Source organism: Terrabacter terrigena, assembly GCF_042676085.1.
Lineage (GTDB): Bacteria > Actinomycetota > Actinomycetes > Actinomycetales > Dermatophilaceae > Terrabacter > Terrabacter terrigena.
On the sequence record NZ_JBHTKH010000004.1, the window covers coordinates 276,390 to 292,592 of the forward strand.

Genomic DNA, 16,203 nt, shown 5'->3' on the forward strand with positions numbered 1-16,203 from the left:
AAGGCAGTCCGTCCGCCCTCCTCACGAGGAGAGCGGACGGACTGCTTTCAGCGGTACCGGAGAAGCAGCTCGGCTCAGCCGAAGCGGCCGGAGATGTAGTCCTCGGTGGCCTGCTCGGTCGGGTTGTTGAAGATCCGGGTCGTGTCGTCGACCTCGATCAGCCGGCCCGGCTCGCCGGTCGCCTTGAGGTTGAAGAAGGCGGTGCGGTCGGAGACACGTGCGGCCTGCTGCATGTTGTGGGTGACGATGACGATCGTGTAGTCGTTCTTCAGCTCGTTGATGAGGTCCTCGATCGCGAGCGTCGAGATGGGGTCGAGTGCCGAGCACGGCTCGTCCATGAGCAGCACCTGCGGCTGCACCGCGATGGCGCGGGCGATGCAGAGACGCTGCTGCTGGCCGCCGGAGAGGCCGGCGCCCGGCTTGTTCAGGCGGTCCTTGACCTCGTTCCACAGGTTGGCGCCCTTGAGCGAGCTCTCGACGATGCCGTCGAGCGTCCTCTTGTTCTTGACGCCGTTGAGCCGCAGGCCCGCTGCCACGTTGTCGTAGATCGACATGGTGGGGAAGGGGTTCGGGCGCTGGAAGACCATGCCGACGGTGCGGCGCACGGTCACGGGGTCCATGGACGAGGCGTAGAGGTCCTGGTCGTCGAGCATGACCTTGCCCTCGACGCGGCCGCCGGGGATCACCTCGTGCATGCGGTTGAGGGTGCGCAGGAAGGTCGACTTGCCGCAGCCCGAGGGACCGATGAAGGCCGTGACGGACCGGGGCTCGACCGTCATCGAGACGCCTTCGACGGCCTTGAAGGCGCCGTAGTAGACGTTGAGGTCGCTGACGTCGATTCGCTTTGCCATCGGAAGTCTTCTCTTTCTGTTACTTCTTGACCGCGTTGAAGTGGGCGACCACGCGGCCGATCACGTTGAGCAGCAGGACGAGCAGGATCAGGGTGAGCGCGGCACCCCACATGCGCTCGGCGGCCGGCGCGAGGGCGAGGTCGCCGCGGTCCTGGTTGATCATCATCGGCAGGGTGGGGAAGTTGCCGTTGACCAGGTCTCGCTGGAAGTTCTTGGTGTACGGCGCGAGGATCAGCAGCGGGGCCGTCTCGCCCATGACGCGGGCGACGCCGAGCAGCACGCCGGTGATGATGCCCGAGAACGCGGTGCGCAGGACGACCTTGACGACGGTCACCCACTTGGGCACGCCGAGCGCGTACGAGGCCTCCCGCAGCTCGTTCGGGACGAGCTTGAGCATCTCCTCGGTCGACCGCACGATGACGGGGATCATGAGCAGCACGAGGGCCAGCGAGGCGGCGAAGCCCGACTGGCGCAGCCCGAGGGTCGTCACGACGACGGCGTAGATGAAGAGGCCGGCGACGATCGAGGGGATGCCGGAGAGGATGTCGACCATGAAGCTGATCGCCCTGGCGAGCGCTCCGCGGCCGTACTCGACGAGGTAGACGGCGGTCATGATGCCGATCGGCACCGCGATGAGGGTCGTCATGCCGACCATCTCGAGCGTGCCCTCGATGGCGTGGCGGGCGCCGCCGCCGAAGTCGTCGGAGTTGATGTTGCGCTGGTTGCCGGTCCACCACGTGGCGGAGCCGAGCATGTGGATGCCCTTGGTGACGACGGTCGAGAGGATCCAGACGAGCGGGACCATGGCGAGGGCGAACGCGAACCACATGACCACCCGGGCCACGACGTCCTTGACGGCGCGGGCACGGTGCGGGTTGTCCATCTCGCGCAGCGCGTCGTTGCCGCCCCTGCCTCCGGGCGGTGCGGCGTCGGGCGTGACGTCGTCGGCGGGCCCGCGGCTCTCGGTCACCGTGCTCATTCGCTGAAGGCCTTCCTGCGCTCGATGACGATGCGGGCGATGCTGTTGACGACGAAGGTCAGCACGAAGAGCACGAGGCCGGCAGCGATGTAGGCCCCGGTCTTGCTCGGGTTGCTGAACTCGCTCGCGTTGTTGGCGATCTTGGAGGCGAAGGTCTCGCCGCCGTTGAAGAGCGACCACGTCCACCGGGCGCCGTCCGGGAGGGCGGACACGAGGAAGGTGACGGCGATCGTCTCGCCGAGCGCGCGGCCGAGGGCCAGCATCGCGGCGGAGATGACACCCGGCTTGCCGAAGGGCAGCACCGCGGTGCGGATCATCTCCCACTGCGTGGCGCCGAGGGCGAGCGCGCCTTCCTTGTGCGTGGCCGGGGTCTGGTCGAAGACCTCGCGCGAGAGGGCCGTCACGATGGGCAGCACCATGATGGCCAGCACGACGCCGATGAAGGCGATGGTGCCCCCGGTGATGCCGGCCGTCCCGAAGAGCGGGAACCAGCCGAGGGTGTTCTCGACCCACTGCTGCACCGGCTTCCACACGGGGAAGAAGACGATCAGGCCCCACAGGCCGTAGACGATCGAGGGCACCGCGGCGAGCAGGTCGACGAGGCCCGCGGCGGGCCGGCGCATCCAGACGGGGGCGTACTGCGTGAGGAAGAGCGCGACGGCGACGCCGACGGGAACGGCGATCAGCATGGCGATCGTCGAGGCGGCGACGGTGGTCCAGAGGAACTCGAGGATGCCGAAGGCCGGCTTCTCGCCGCCCGGCGCCCAGACGCGGCTGGTGAAGAAGTTCTCCGAGTTGTTCGTCAGGGCCGGGACGGCCTGCACGACGAGGAACACCGCGATGAGGGTGACGATGGCGATGACGAGAACGCCGGAGCCGGTGGCGAAGCCACCGAACAGGCGGTCACCCAGGCGTCCGGTGGAGGCACGGTCACCCCGGAGCGGCTTGCCGCCGTCGGGACCGGGAAGCTCGTCCGCGGCGGATGCACCTGTCACTGTCGACACGTGGGGCCTCTTCCTAGGTTGGAGGGAGAACTGGTGCAAGGGCGGACGCCGAGTGCGGCGCCCGCCCCTGCATTGTGGACCGGTCCGGTGTGTTCCGGACCAGCCGGACGGAGGATCAGGAGATCGCGTCGACCGCCGTCTTCACCTTCGTGGCGACCTCGGCCGGCAGCGGGGCGTAGCCCTGCGCCTCGAGGCCCTTCTGCGTCTCGTCGGAGACGAACGACTTGAGGAAGGACTTGACCTTCTTGCCCGTCTCGGCGTCGGCGTACTTGGAGCAGACGACCTCGTACGTCACGAGGACGATCGGGTAGGCGCCGGCCTCCTTGGTCGCGTAGTCGATCTTGAGCGCGAGGTCGTTGCCCGTGCCCGTCTGCTTCGCGGTGGCGATCGTCTTGCCGGCGGACTCGGCGGTCAGCTCGACCGGGCCGGCGCCCGTGTCGATCTGGGCCATGGAGAGCTGGTTCTGCTGGGCGTAGGAGAGCTCGACGTAGGTGATGCCGCCGTCCTGGCCCTTCGTCGCGGTGGCGACACCGGCCGACTTCTCCTTGCCCTCGCCCTTGCCGGTCCACTTCTTGCCGGTCTCGTAGGGCCAGGCGTCGGGGGCGGCGGCCTTGAGGTACTTGGTGAAGTTCTCGGTCGTGCCCGACTCGTCGGAGCGGAAGAAGACCTTGATCGGGGTGGACGGGAGCGTGACGCCCTTGTTGAGTGCAGCGATGGCCGGGTCGTTCCAGGTGGTGATCTTGCCGTCGAAGATCTTCGCGGCGACCTCGGCGTTGAGAACGAGCTTGTCGACGCCCTTGACGTTGTAGGCGATCGAGATCGGGCCGGTGACCATCGGCAGGTTCCAGGCCTCGGAGCCACAGGCCTGCTTGGCCGCGTCGGACTCGATGATGCCGTCCTTCGGCTTGGTCTTGAGCGCCGAGTCGGAGCCGGCGAAGTCGACCTGCTTGGCGATGAACTGCTTGATGCCGGCGCCCGAGCCGGTGGGCTGGTAGTCGATCGTGGCGTCGCTGCAGGCGGTCTGGTAGGCCTTGATGGCCTCGTCGATGGCGTTCTTCTGGGCCGAGGAGCCCTCGGCCTTGAGGTCGCCCGAGAAGCAGTCGCCCATGGCCGCGGAGGTGCCGCCGGCGGCGCCCGTCGAGCCGGCGCCGGGCTGGGCGCCGTTGTTCTCGGATGCGCAGGCAGAGAGCGCAAGAGCGCCGGACAGGGCGATGGCGCCGAGAGCGCTGATACGCGAAACAGACACGAGTGTGTTCCCTCTCGAAAGGATGTTCTGGAGATGTTCCGGGTGGTCGGTCGACCAGGTGGTGTGGACCCTGCCGAGCGACGCTGCTGGACGGTTGATCCATCGCGAAGATAGGTCCGCAGGGTGACGGGCCGCCCACGTGCGGTTAACGGAGGGTGAACGCAGGTCGACGGCTTGGGGTGGGGCCCCGGCCCGGGATGCGCGACGGGGGAAAGGAGCCCACGATGGAGGGTTGGGGCCGCGTCGAGGAGCGTTCAGGTGTCGATGCGCTCGACGTCGACGACGCGTGCGTCGTCGCCCTTGCCGACGAGGTGGCAGACGAGCACCTCGCCCTTGCGCATCGACTCGGCCGCAGCCTGGCGCAGCCGCCCGCCGACGTCGACGCGGTCGGGCGAGTGTGCGACCCGACCGCACAGGACCTCGATCAGGGTCGGCAGCACCGGCCCGTGGCTGCACAGTGCAGCCGGGTCGCCCTTGCGGAGCAGGCGGTCGACCTGCGCCAGTGCGCCGTCGTGGCTCTCGGCGAAGCCCTCCTCGGAGAGGGTGTCACGGGTGCGGAGCCGAAGACCCCGCCCGACGGCATACGGCTCGACGGTCGAGACGCAGCGGGCGGACGACGACGAGACGACACGGGTGACGCCGTAGGCGCCGAGGACGGCGGCCACCGTGTCGGCCTGGGCTCGCCCGACGGCGTCGAGTGGGCGGATGCGGTCGTCACGCTCCCACTTGCCGCGCGGGACCGCCTTGGCGTGGCGCACCAGCGCGAGCGGCCAGGTGCGCAGCTCGCCGGCGCGCTCGGCCCGCACGAGCGCCAGCAGCTGCTCGCGGTCGCGGGCGTAGTCGAGGCGGTCGTTGGCGGAGCGGACGTCGACCCAGGCGACCTCGTCGATCTCGTTCTCGAGCACGCCACTGCCGCCGGTGACCCGGGCCGCCCAGTAGTGCACCTGCTTCGTCGCAGGGCCGCCCGTCGCGTCGAGCACGGGGTACTCGGCCGAGGGCAGCGGCACCCCCAGCCGCACGACGAGCCCGGTCTCCTCGAGCGTCTCGCGGGCCGCCGCGACGCAGGGCTGCTCTCCCGGGTCGAGCTTGCCCTTGGCCCACGACCAGTCGTCGTACTTCGGCCGGTGCACCAGCGCGACCTCGAGGCGCCCGTCACGGCGGCGCCACGGCAGGGTGCCGGCAGCGGGGATCACGGAGGCCACGCGCGCCAGTCTGCCCGACCCGGGCCTGCGGTTCGCCCCTGCGGGCCTGACTCCCCCCGTATGCCGCTCACGCGAGTCACCCGAGTCACCCGACGCGTGTCCGACCTCAGCGACGGCGCGCCTTGCGACGGCGCTTGTCGTGGCGCTCGATGAGCTTCTCCTGCAGGTCGTCGAGAGGCTCGCCCGAGTCCGAGAGGTGGTGGCGCACCCAGCGGCCGTCGGAGCCGAGGTCCCAGCGCGAGGTCGTCTCGGCGAAGGCGAGGTCGATGAGGTCGGCGAGCTCGACGATGTGCCCCGGGTCGGCGATGCGCACGAGCGCCTCGACGCGGCGGTCGAGGTTGCGGTGCATCATGTCGGCGCTGCCGATGTAGACCTGCGGGTCGCCGCCGTGGTCGAACCAGAACACCCGGGAGTGCTCGAGGAAGCGTCCGAGGATCGAGCGCACGCGGATGTTCTCCGACAGGCCCTCGACGCCGGGGCGGATGGCGCAGATGCCGCGCACCCAGATGTCGACGCGCACTCCGGCCATGCTCGCCCGGTAGAGGGCATCGATGGTGGCCTCGTCGACGATCGAGTTCGCCTTGAGCACGATCCGGCCGCCGGGGGCGTCCTTCGACCGGTTGCGGTGCAGCTCGATCTCCTCGTCGACGAGGTCGATGAGCCCCGAGCGCACCGAGCGCGGTGCGACGAGCAGGCGCTTGAACTTGCTGCGTGGAGCGAAGCCTGAGAGCAGGTTGAACAGCCGCGAGAGGTCCTCGCCGACCTGCGGGTCGGTCGTGAAGAGGCCGAAGTCCTCGTAGACGCGGGCCGTCTTCGGGTTGTAGTTGCCGGTGCCGATGTGGCAGTAGCGCACCAGGCCCTCGGACTCCTGGCGCACGACGAGGCAGAGCTTCGCGTGGGTCTTGAGGCCGACGACGCCGTAGACGACGTGGACGCCCGCCTCCTCCAGCTTGCGGGCCCACGAGATGTTGTTGACCTCGTCGAAGCGGGCCTTGATCTCGACGACGGCGAGCACCTGCTTGCCCGCCTCGGCCGCGTCGATGAGGGCGTCGACGATCGGGGAGTCACCGGACGTGCGGTAGAGGGTCTGCTTGATCGCCAGCACGTTGGGGTCGTTCGCGGCCTGCTCGATGAAGGCCTGCACCGAGGTGGAGAACGAGTTGTAGGGGTGCTGGACCAGGACGTCCTTGTGCCGCACCGCCGCGAGCAGGTCGATGGCCTTCGCGCTCTCGGCCGGCGCGAAGTCGGGGTGGGTGCGGGGGAAGAACTTGGGGTACTCGAGGTCCGAGCGGTCGACGTCGGCGATGGTGAACAGCCCGCGGAGGTCGAGCGGGGTCGGCAGCCGGTAGATCTCGCGTTCGCTGATCTGCAGCTCCCGCCCGAGCATGTCGAGCACCTTGGGGTCGATGTCCTCCTCGACCTCGAGCCGGATCGGGGGCCCGAAGCGGCGCCGCGTCAGCTCCTTCTCGAGCGCGGTCAGGAGGTTCTCCGCGTCGTCCTCCTCGACCTCGAGGTCCTCGTTGCGGGTGACCCGGAACGAGAAGTGCTCCATGACGATCATGCCGGGGAAGAGCTGGTCGAGGTGGCTCGCGATGACGTCCTCGAGCGGGACGAACCGCTTGCGCTCGTGGTCGGAGTCGACGTCCTCCTCGACGAGGATGAAGCGCGGCAGGCTCGGCGGCACCTTGACGCGGGCGAAGTGCTCGCCGCCGGTCTTGGGGTTCTGCAGCAGCACGGCGAGGTTGAGCGAGAGCCCCGAGATGTAGGGGAACGGGTGCGCAGGGTCGACGGCAAGGGGGGTCAGCACCGGGAAGACGCGCTCGGAGAAGAAGAAGTGCAGCGGCTCGCGGTCGTCGTCGTCCAGGTCGTCCCAGCGCACGATGGTGATGCCCTGCTCCTCGAGGCTGGGCCGGATGTCGTGCTGGAAGACCGAGGCGTGCTGCTGCATCAGCTCGTGCGCGAGACGGGCGATGCGCTCGATGAGCTCGCGCGGCTCGAGCCCGGCGGCGGTGCGCACCGCGAGACCGGTGGCGATGCGGCGCTTGAGGCCGGCGACGCGCACCATGAAGTACTCATCGAGGTTGTTCGAGAAGATCGCGAGGAAGCGGGTGCGCTCGAGCAGGGGGACGGCGGGGTCCATGGCGAGCTGGAGCACGCGCTCGTTGAACTGCAGCCAGGACAGCTCGCGTTCGAGGTAGCGGTCGGCCGGCAGGTCGTGGTCCTCGAGCGCGCCACCGGGTCCGACGAAGCGTCCGTTGGAGGCGCGTGGCGGAACGCGGCGGTTCGGGACGGTGGCCGTGAACGAGCTGACCTCGGAGGGCTCGTTGGGCTCCTCGGCGCCCTGCGCATCGGCGCTCGCCTCGCGTGTCGTGGCGGAGGCTGCGTCGGACTCGTCGAGGGCGGTGGTCGTGAGGCTGCCGGTGCTCATCTGCCCATCGTGGCACCGATGGGCGGCCGGAGGGTGAACTCGTCTCAGCCGTGCGCGGTCCGCCCGGCGTCGCCCGACCCGGCCGGCGACGCGCGGGCGTACTGCCGGTGCACCTCGACGTCATCGAAGCCGAGCCTGCGGTAGGTGTGCACGGCCGTGGTGTTCTCCTCGTCGACGTAGAGCAGGACCTTGGCGAGGCCGAGCGAGCGAAGGTGGTCCAGGCCGAGCACCGTGACGGCGCGCCCGAGGCCCTCGCCCTGGTGGTCCGGCGAGACCGCGACGACGTAGACCTCGCCGACGTCGCCGCCAGGCGGGTCGACCTTGGTCCAGTGCGAGGCCACGAGCGTGTCGGGGTCGTCGGCGCGGACGACGAGGATCAGCCCTGCGGGGTCCCACCACGGCTCGGCCATCCGCTGCTCGAGGTCGGCCCTGCGCAGCGAGCCCTGCTCGGGGTGGTGGGCGAACGCGGCGGCGTTGAGGGCCAGCCACGCGCCCTCGTCGCGTCCGGGCTCGAAGGTGCGGACGGCATACGTCGGTGCGACAGCGGCCTCGGGCCACGGCTCGCCGCTCGTGAGCGACCGTCCCATGACGTGCAGTGAGCGCACCGGGACGAGGCCGAGCGCCTCGGCGAACCCGGCGGCCGAGTCGGCGGCCGCGCCCACCGCGTGGCTCCACAGGCGTATGCCGTCGGGCAGGGCTTCGAGCAGCGCCGTGCCGACGCCGGCGCGGCGGGCTGGCGGGGCCACGACGAGCTCACCCGAGGCAGCACCGTCGCTGCCATCGCCCGTACGGCTCTGCGCGTAGCCGACGACCGCACCGTCGGCGTCGAGGGCGAGCAGGTGCTCGACGCCGTCGTGCTCGCGCGCCCGAACCGCGAGGCGGAACTGCTCCGAGAGCGGCTGCGCGCCGTCGTGGGCGGCTGCGACGTCGGCCAGGGCCAGCACCGCCTCCGCCTGCTCGCGAGGCAGCGGGTGCGTGGCGTCGTGACGGGCGATGGTGGCGCGCGGCATACGGCGATTCCACCACGAGCCGGGCGGCCGACGGGCGTCGGCGTCGAAGCACCCGTCGGACATCCGCCCATTACCGGACCATTGCCTCGCAAACCCCATTTCGCCCGCGCGCGGATATACCCTCCCCGGGTGCCCGCGGGCACGTTCACCATCCATGAGCAAGGGGAAGACATGTCCCGTTCCACCCGCCGCATCGCCGGCGTCGCGCTCGCAGGTGCCTGCGTCGCGGCGCTCGCGGCCCCGGCCCTCGCCGCACCCACCGCGGGGTCGAGCACAGCCAGCGCTCCCGGCAAGACCCAGTTCGACATCCAGCTGCTGTCGTTCAACGACTTCCACGGCAACCTGGAGGCGCCCAGCGGCTCCGGCGGCCGCATCACGATCGACCACTTCTACACGGACGTCGACGACATCGACGGCGACGGCAACCGGACGGAGCAGATCAACTTCGTCAACGCCGGTGGCGTCGAGTACCTGGCGACGGAGCTGGCCCGGGCACGCAAGGGCCACCCGTACTCGCTCACCGTCGCCGCCGGTGACATCGTCGGCGCTTCCCCGCTCCTGTCCGCAGCCTTCCACGACGAGCCGACGATCGAGTCGATGAACAAGCTCGGCCTGGACGTCACGTCGGTGGGCAACCACGAGTTCGACGAGGGCTACAAGGAGCTCCAGCGCCTCGCCGACGGTGGCTGCATCGATGACGGCGCCGGCCAGAACAACCAGGACTCCTGCCCGGACGCTGTGTTCGGCGGAGCCGACTTCGACATGCTCGCGGCCAACGTCGTCGAGACCTCGAGCGGCAAGACGATCCTTCCCGCCTACACGGTCAAGAAGTTCAACGGGGCCAAGATCGGCTTCATCGGGATGACCCTCGAGGGCACGCCGAGCATCGTCACCGCCTCCGGTGTCGCCGGCCTGACCTTCAAGGACGAGGCCGAGACCGCCAACGCGCTCGTGCCTGTCCTCAAGGCGCAGGGCGTCAACGCGATCGTCGTGCTGCTGCACGAGGGCGCGGCCCCGACGAAGAGCGGCCAGTCCTACGACTGGGCCTGCCAGCACGGCGGCTCCATCTCCGGCGCGCTCGTCGACATCAACGCGAACCTCGACCCGGCCATCGACATGGTCGTCTCGGGACACACGCACCAGCCCTACGTCTGCACGCTGCCCGACCCGGCCGGCAAGCCGCGCCTCGTGACCTCGGCCTCGTCGTTCGGTCGTCTCTACACCGACACGACGCTCACGTACGACCGCCGCACCTCCGACATCGTCCGCCCGACGACGGCCAGCTCGGCCAACCACATCGTCGAGCGCACCGTCGCCAAGGACGAGGCACAGACCGCCCTCATCGCGCGCTACAAGACGCTGGTGTCCACCATCGCGAACAAGGTGATCGGACAGGTCGCGGGCTCGGTGGTCAGCCGCACGGCCAACGCCGCGGGCGAGTCACCGCTCGGTGACCTCATCGCCGACGCCCAGCTCGCCGACCCGTCGACCACCCCGGCGGGGGGCACCGCTCCCGTCGTGTCGTTCATGAACGCGGGCGGCATACGCTCCGACCTGGTCGAGAACTCGGCGGGCAACGTCACGTACGAGGCCGCCTTCACCGTGCAGCCGTTCAACAACTACCTCGTCTCGCTGACGCTCACGGGTCAGCAGGTCATCGACGTGCTGAACCAGCAGTTCATCAACGCGTCCGGTGCCCCGGGCCGGCCCTACGTCCTCGCGACGAGCGCCGGACTGACCTACACGCACAACCGGGTCTCGGTCAGCAACGTCGAGATCAACGGCGTGGCGGTCAACCCCGCCGCCACCTACCGCGTCGTGACGAACAACTTCCTCGCCGACGGCGGGGACGGCTTCCCGGCGTTCCGAGGTGGCACCGACCGGTACTTCGGTGGCCTCGACATCGACGCCTTCTCGAACTACCTCGAGGCGCACTCGCCCTACACGGCTCCGCCGCTCGACCGGGTCACGTACACCCCGTGACCGGCTGACACCTGCGGTCCCAGAACGGTCCGGTTCCTTCGGGAGCCGGGCCGTTCGGCGTGTCGACTCGACTCGGTCAGGCGTCGGCAGGCTGGCTCGCCGGCGCCGCGGGCCGGTCGGGCACGAGGCGGTATCCGACGTTGCGCACCGTGCCGATGAGGGCCTCGTGGTCGGGGCCGAGCTTGGCGCGCAGGCGCCGCACGTGCACGTCGACGGTGCGGGTGCCGCCGTAGTAGTCGTAGCCCCAGACCTCCTGCAGCAGCTGGGCTCGGGTGAAGACCCGGCCGGGGTGCTGCGCGAGGTACTTGATGAGCTCGAACTCCTTGTAGGTCAGGTCGAGCGGGTGGCCGCGGAACTTCGCCGAGTAGCTGGCCTCGTCGATGACGAGCTCGCCCGACGTGATCGGCATGTCGAGGTCGGCCTCGTCGTCCTGGCCCTTCGTCATCGCGAGGCGCAGCCGGGCGTCGACCTCGGCCGGGCCCGCGGAGTCGAGCAGCACGTCGTCGAGCCCCCACTCGGCCGTGAGACCAGCGAGGCCGCCCTCGGTGAGGACGGCCAGCAGGGGAGTGCCGATTCCCGTGGTGCGCAGCACCCGGCACAGCGACCGGGCGCTCGCCAGCTCTCGTCGCGCATCGACGATGACGACGTCGCAGTCGGGCGAGTCGACCAGGGCGGTGGCCTCGGCGGGCAGGATGCGCACCGTGTGGCTCAGCAGGCCGAGCGCGGGCAGCACCTCGGCGCTCGGGGCGAGCGCGTTGGTCAGCAGCAGCAGTCGGGCCATCTCATGCAGGATAGGCGAGACTGGTCATCGGGGGACCGGACCACACCAACCATGAGACACCAGACATGAGACGGAGCGAGATGCCCACGACGACGGCCGCGCCGACGGTCACCGTGCGCTACTGGGCTGCGGCCCGCGCGGCGACCGGAACCGACAGCGAGCAGCGTGCCGGCGCGACCGTCGGTGAGGTCGTCGACGCCGCCGTGGTCGCGCACCCCGCCCTCGGTCGCGTGGCGAGCGTCGCCAGCTTCCTGCTCGACGGGCGCAAGGTCACCCGCGACCAGACGGTGGCACCGGGCGCCACGGTCGAGGTGCTGCCGCCGTTCGCCGGAGGGTGATGCACAATGGCCCGCGTGTCTGACGACGACGCAGCCCGCACGGGAGCCCCTGACGGGACGCTCCACCTGCCGCTGTCGCCGGTGCGCGCCGACCGCATCCGCTGGTTCGGCGTCGGCGCCACCTTCGTTGCGGCGGTCGCGCTCCTCGTCGCGCAGGGCACCGGGTATGCCGCCACCCTCGGTGTCACCCTCGTGCTCGCTCTCGCGGTGGCGTGGGGCTGGCCGCTGCTGAGCGGCTCCTACACGCCGATGGTCACCACGCTCGCGCTCGCGCTGAGCTCGGTGGCGATCGTGCTGAGCGCGCTGCGCCAGGACCTCCTCTGGGTGCCCGCAGCGGTGGCCTTCGGGATCCTGCTCACCTTCTTCGGCCAGCTCGTGCGGCGCACCGGCCGCGAGGGCCTCGTGCTGACGCTGCTGTCGACGTTCGGCGGCCTCGCCGTCATCGCGTCGGGCACCACGGCGGTCGTCGCGGCCAACACCGACCGCGGCCAGGCGGTCGCCGTCGTGGCGATGGCGGCCGTGGGCGCAGCGGTCGCCGTCGACCTGCTGCCGGGGGTGCGGGTGCTCGCCCCCTTCCTCGGGCTCGTGGCCCTCGCGGTGTCCGTCGTCGCGGCGCTCCTCGCCGCCAGCCGGTTCGGCGAGATCGGCGCGCTCGAGGCGCTCGGCATCGGCGCGGCCGTCGGCACCGTGTCGTGGTCGTTCCGCCGGGTGCTGTCGCTGCAGCCCGCGATGCTGACCCGGCGGGGGCAGGTCGGTTCCGGTGTCGGCTCGGTGCTCGTCGTCGGCGCCGTCGTGCACCTCTTCTCCGTCCTCACCTGACCCGTCCACCCCACGCTCTTTCCTCCCTCCCTCCCTCTCGAGTGGCCTCTCGACGGTCGAGGGCGGCGACGAGTGGCCCCTCGACGGTCGAAGGAGGAGGGGAGGTGGTGAGCCGGTTCCGCTCGGGGCGTCTAGTAGACGAGGGCCTGGGCCCCGGGGGCCATCGCCTCCTCGACGAAGACGGCCGCGCCCTTGATCGCCGCCCCCTCCACGAGCTGCGCCTCGGTGAGCTCGCGCCGCGCCGCGCACTGCGTGCAGACGGTGAGCCGGCCACCCGCGATCACCGCGTCGCGCAGCTCGACGAGCGGTGCGGCATACGGCAGCTCGAACTCCTCGGCGCGCCCCGGAACGGCCATCCACGTCGACTCACCCGTGAGCCAGAGCGACACCTCGACGCCGCTCGCGACCGCCGTCGCAGCGACCGTGAAGGCCTGCGACAGGCGCTCCGGCGCCTCGGTTCCGGCGGTGACCTTGACGACGAGCGAGCGCGCTGGGGTGTCCATGGGATCAGGCTACGATCGGGCGCATGTTCAACCTCGACCAGGACATCCCCGAGCCGCTGCGCCCCCTCGCGTGGCTCATCGGACGTTGGGAGGGCGCCGGGGTCGTCGGCTACCCCACGATCGAGTCGGCGCACTTCGGTCAGGAGATCGAGGTGACCCACGACGGCCGCGGCTTCCTCAAGTGGGAGAGCCGGGCCTGGATCCTCGACTCCGAGAACGGGGCCAAGGTGCGACCCGCCGCGGTCGAGTCCGGGTTCTGGCGCCCGCTGGAGAACGGCGAGGTCGAGCTGCTGCTGGCGCACCCGACCGGCATCCTCGAGCTCTACTACGGCCAGATCCAGCCGGCCAAGATCCAGCTGAAGACCGACGGCGTGCTCCGCTCACCGGGGGCGAAGGAGTACAACGCCGCGACGCGGATGTACGGACTCGTCGAGTCGCAGCTCATGTGGGTCATGGACATGGCTGCCGTCGGCCAGGAGATCCAGAGCCACGTGTCCGCCACGCTCAAGCGCGTGGAATGAGCCGTATGCCGTCAGCGTTGCCCAGAGCATGAGCGACGTCGAGCTGCCCACCCGTCACGCGACGGCCCCGAGCCCACTGCTCGCGCGGTCGGGCGCGGTCGCCGGCGAGGGTGTCGAGGCCGGTGTCGCCCTGCACTACGGCGACCCGATGCGAGAGCAACGCCTCCTCGAGGAGGGCCTCGCCGTCGTCGACCTGTCGCACCGCGACGTCGTCACCGTCACCGGGCCCGACCGCCTGAGCTGGCTGCACTCGCTCACCACCCAGCACCTCCTCGGCCTCGAGCCGCGGCAGTCGCGCGAGGCGCTCGTCCTCACGCCGAAGGGCCATGTCGAGCACTCGCTGCACCTCGTCGACGACGGCGAGACCACGTGGGTCACCACCGAGCCGGGTGCGGGCGCCGCGCTTGCCGAGTGGCTCGACAGGATGCGGTTCATGCTGCGCGTCGAGGTCGCCCTCGTCACCGACGACTGGGCCGTGCTCGGTGAGCCGCACGCGAGCGAGTCCGCCGACGGCGAGCCCCTCGCATGGCGCGACCCGTGGCCCGACCTCGTCGGCGACACGACGGCATACGGCCCCCTCGACGACCACCCCGGCACCGAGCGGGCGTGGCGTGAGGTCATCGTGCCACGTGCCGATCTCGTTGCGGCAGTTGGCGATCGGCCGCTCGCAGGTCTGTGGGCAGCCGAGGCGCTGCGCATCGCGGCCTGGCGCCCTCGGCTCGGCCTCGAGACCGACCACCGCACGATCGTCCACGAGGTCGACTGGCTGCGCACCGCCGTGCACCTCCACAAGGGCTGCTACCGCGGCCAGGAGACCGTGGCGCGCGTGCACAACCTCGGCCGCCCACCGCGACGGCTCGTCTTCCTCCACCTCGACGGCTCGGGCCACCTGCTGCCGGCGCGAGGGAGCGACGTGCAGGCCGGCGACCGCGTCGTCGGGCACGTGACGTCGGTGGGCCGCCACCACGTCGACGGACCCATCGCGCTCGCCGTCATCAAGCGCAACACCGACCCGACTCTCGACCTGCTCGTCGAGGGGCTGTCGGCAGCCCAGACGACCATCGTCGCCCCCTGACCGACGGCGCCCCGGGCGCTGGCAGGATGTGCGGCATGAGCCCCGCACGCACCGCCGCGAGCACCCTGATCACCGTCGCCCCGACCGGCGCCGAGACCGCCAAGGCCGACGTGCCGGCGCTGCCGACGACGCCCGAGGAGCTCGTCGAGACCGCGGTCGCCTGCGAGCAGGCCGGGGCTGCACTCATCCACATCCACGTACGAGACCGCGACCACCGGCCGACCCTCGACGGCGCCTTCCTCAAGGAGGCCGTCGACGGGGTGCGCGAGGCGACCGACCTCGTCGTCCAGCTCTCGACCGGCGGCGCCGTCACCGACCCGCTCGACAAGCGCCTCACGGTGCTCGACGCCGACCCCGACTCGTGCTCACTCACGTGTGGCACGACGAACTTCGGCGACGGCGTCTTCCTCAACCCCTGGGGCTTCATGGTCGACCTCTACCGGCAGGCCCAGGAGCGCGAGGTCGTGCCGGAGTTCGAGCTGTTCGAGCTCGGGCACGTGCACGCCCTGCGCCGGCTCATCGACGAGTGCGGGCTTCCGTTCGGCGGCAAGGTGCACGTCGACTTCGTCACGGGCGTGCCCGGCTCGATGCCCGGCACCCCGCAGGCCCTGATGGCCGGCGTCGCGATGCTGCCGCCCGAGGTGACCAGCTGGTCGGCGACCGGTATCGGCCGCGCCCACCTGCCGATCGTGGCCGCCGCCCTCTCCGCGGGCGGCCACCTGCGCGTCGGCATGGAGGACAACCTCATGTATGCCAAGGGCCGCCCGGTCGAGCACAACCGCGAGCTCGTGGCCCGCGCGGCCGAGATCGCGAACGTCATGCAGCGCCCGGCCATGTCGACCACCGAGGCCCGTGAGCTGCTGGCGATCAAGGACCGCCGCACGCGCTGACGCCCCACGGCCAGGGGGCTTTCACCCGGGTGTGGGACGGCTCACGCTGTCCGGAGTTTGCATTCTGCTTGCTGCAGTTAGCACAATGGAGGCATGAGCAAGCTTCCGCTACCCGACCTGGGGGCCTACCTGCGCGAGCAGCGCGAGGGCGCCCAGCTGTCGCTGCGCCAGCTTGCCGACATGGCCGGCGTCTCCAACCCCTACCTGTCGCAGATCGAGCGAGGGCTGAAGCGCCCGAGCGCCGAGATCCTGCAGCAGATCGCCAAGGGGCTGCAGGTCTCGGCCGAGTCGCTCTACGTGCGGGCCGGCATCCTCGACGAGCGGGTCGTCGACCACGACCCTGCCGCCGGTCCCGACGTCCTCTCCGCCATCGCGGCCGACCCGGTCCTCACCGACCGGCAGCGCGCGGTGCTCGTCGACATCTACCTGTCGTTCGTCGGCGAGGACGAGACGCCAGCACCCAGGACCCCCCGAAAGCCCACACCCAAGCCGGCAGCGCGCCGGCGCCCCGCGCGCAGCAGCGCTGCTGACGCGACCCCAGAGCTCAACGAGTCCATCCAGAAGGAGAACTGA

At 70.6% G+C, this 16,203-nt stretch carries 16 protein-coding genes; 7 read left to right on the forward strand and 9 right to left on the reverse strand.

What is annotated here, in order from left to right:
* Positions 1-74 precede the first annotated feature (74 nt).
* The 7 genes from pstB to mshD form a co-directional block, all read right to left on the reverse strand.
* Positions 75-851 carry a phosphate ABC transporter ATP-binding protein PstB gene (gene pstB / locus ACFQ2V_RS08845; RefSeq protein ID WP_386052301.1) on the reverse strand — a complete coding sequence of 259 codons (777 nt, stop codon included), beginning with the start codon at positions 849-851 and terminating at the stop codon, positions 75-77.
* Positions 852-870: 19 nt separating this feature from the next.
* Positions 871-1,830, reverse strand: a complete 960-nt coding sequence (gene pstA, locus ACFQ2V_RS08850) for a phosphate ABC transporter permease PstA (RefSeq protein WP_386052302.1) — start codon at positions 1,828-1,830, stop codon at positions 871-873.
* Positions 1,827-2,834 carry a phosphate ABC transporter permease subunit PstC gene (gene pstC, locus ACFQ2V_RS08855; RefSeq protein ID WP_386052303.1) on the reverse strand — a complete coding sequence of 336 codons (1,008 nt, stop codon included), beginning with the start codon at positions 2,832-2,834 and terminating at the stop codon, positions 1,827-1,829. Before pstC ends, pstA begins: the two co-directional genes overlap by 4 nt.
* Positions 2,835-2,949: 115 nt before the next feature.
* Complete coding sequence (pstS, locus tag ACFQ2V_RS08860) at positions 2,950-4,080, reverse strand: phosphate ABC transporter substrate-binding protein PstS (RefSeq protein WP_386052304.1); 1,131 nt, start codon at positions 4,078-4,080, stop codon at positions 2,950-2,952.
* A gap of 254 nt (positions 4,081-4,334) precedes the next feature.
* Positions 4,335-5,282, reverse strand: coding sequence for an NUDIX hydrolase (locus ACFQ2V_RS08865; RefSeq protein ID WP_386052305.1), 948 nt, complete (start codon positions 5,280-5,282; stop codon positions 4,335-4,337).
* 106 nt (positions 5,283-5,388) lie between these two features.
* The gene (locus ACFQ2V_RS08870) at positions 5,389-7,710 is read right to left on the reverse strand and encodes an RNA degradosome polyphosphate kinase (protein ID WP_386052306.1); all 2,322 of its coding nucleotides are present in this window, start codon (positions 7,708-7,710) and stop codon (positions 5,389-5,391) included.
* A gap of 44 nt (positions 7,711-7,754) precedes the next feature.
* On the reverse strand, positions 7,755-8,720 hold the full coding sequence (mshD, locus tag ACFQ2V_RS08875) for a mycothiol synthase (protein ID WP_386052307.1): 966 nt from the start codon (positions 8,718-8,720) through the stop codon (positions 7,755-7,757).
* A gap of 171 nt (positions 8,721-8,891) precedes the next feature.
* Here mshD and ACFQ2V_RS08880 point away from each other — a divergent pair, with 171 nt between their 5' ends.
* Positions 8,892-10,703, forward strand: coding sequence for a bifunctional metallophosphatase/5'-nucleotidase (locus ACFQ2V_RS08880; protein WP_386052308.1), 1,812 nt, complete (start codon positions 8,892-8,894; stop codon positions 10,701-10,703).
* 76 nt (positions 10,704-10,779) lie between these two features.
* Here the strand turns inward: ACFQ2V_RS08880 and ACFQ2V_RS08885 are convergent, their stop codons facing one another.
* Positions 10,780-11,484 (reverse strand): response regulator transcription factor, encoded by a 705-nt coding sequence (locus tag ACFQ2V_RS08885; protein ID WP_386052309.1) that lies wholly within the window; start codon positions 11,482-11,484, stop codon positions 10,780-10,782.
* Positions 11,485-11,549: 65 nt separating this feature from the next.
* On the opposite strand from ACFQ2V_RS08885, the gene ACFQ2V_RS08890 reads away from it, so the two are divergent.
* On the forward strand, positions 11,550-11,822 hold the full coding sequence (locus tag ACFQ2V_RS08890; protein WP_386052310.1) for a MoaD/ThiS family protein: 273 nt from the start codon (positions 11,550-11,552) through the stop codon (positions 11,820-11,822).
* A 6-nt stretch (positions 11,823-11,828) separates the two neighbouring features.
* Entirely contained in the window at positions 11,829-12,641 is an 813-nt protein-coding gene (locus ACFQ2V_RS08895) for a hypothetical protein (protein ID WP_386052311.1), read from the forward strand.
* A gap of 131 nt (positions 12,642-12,772) precedes the next feature.
* On the opposite strand, the gene ACFQ2V_RS08900 is transcribed toward ACFQ2V_RS08895, so the two are convergent.
* Positions 12,773-13,144, reverse strand: coding sequence for a DsrE family protein (locus ACFQ2V_RS08900; protein WP_386052312.1), 372 nt, complete (start codon positions 13,142-13,144; stop codon positions 12,773-12,775).
* Positions 13,145-13,167: 23 nt separating this feature from the next.
* Between ACFQ2V_RS08900 and ACFQ2V_RS08905 the strand changes: the two genes are divergently transcribed.
* From ACFQ2V_RS08905 to ACFQ2V_RS08920, 4 genes are all read left to right on the forward strand, one after another.
* Positions 13,168-13,665: an FABP family protein gene (locus ACFQ2V_RS08905; protein ID WP_386052313.1), complete on the forward strand. Its 498-nt coding sequence runs from the start codon at positions 13,168-13,170 to the stop codon at positions 13,663-13,665.
* 28 nt (positions 13,666-13,693) lie between these two features.
* Positions 13,694-14,740, forward strand: coding sequence for a CAF17-like 4Fe-4S cluster assembly/insertion protein YgfZ (ygfZ, locus tag ACFQ2V_RS08910; RefSeq protein ID WP_386052314.1), 1,047 nt, complete (start codon positions 13,694-13,696; stop codon positions 14,738-14,740).
* A 35-nt stretch (positions 14,741-14,775) separates the two neighbouring features.
* Complete coding sequence (locus ACFQ2V_RS08915) at positions 14,776-15,630, forward strand: BKACE family enzyme (RefSeq protein ID WP_386052315.1); 855 nt, start codon at positions 14,776-14,778, stop codon at positions 15,628-15,630.
* A gap of 93 nt (positions 15,631-15,723) precedes the next feature.
* Entirely contained in the window at positions 15,724-16,203 is a 480-nt protein-coding gene (locus ACFQ2V_RS08920; RefSeq protein ID WP_386052316.1) for a helix-turn-helix domain-containing protein, read from the forward strand.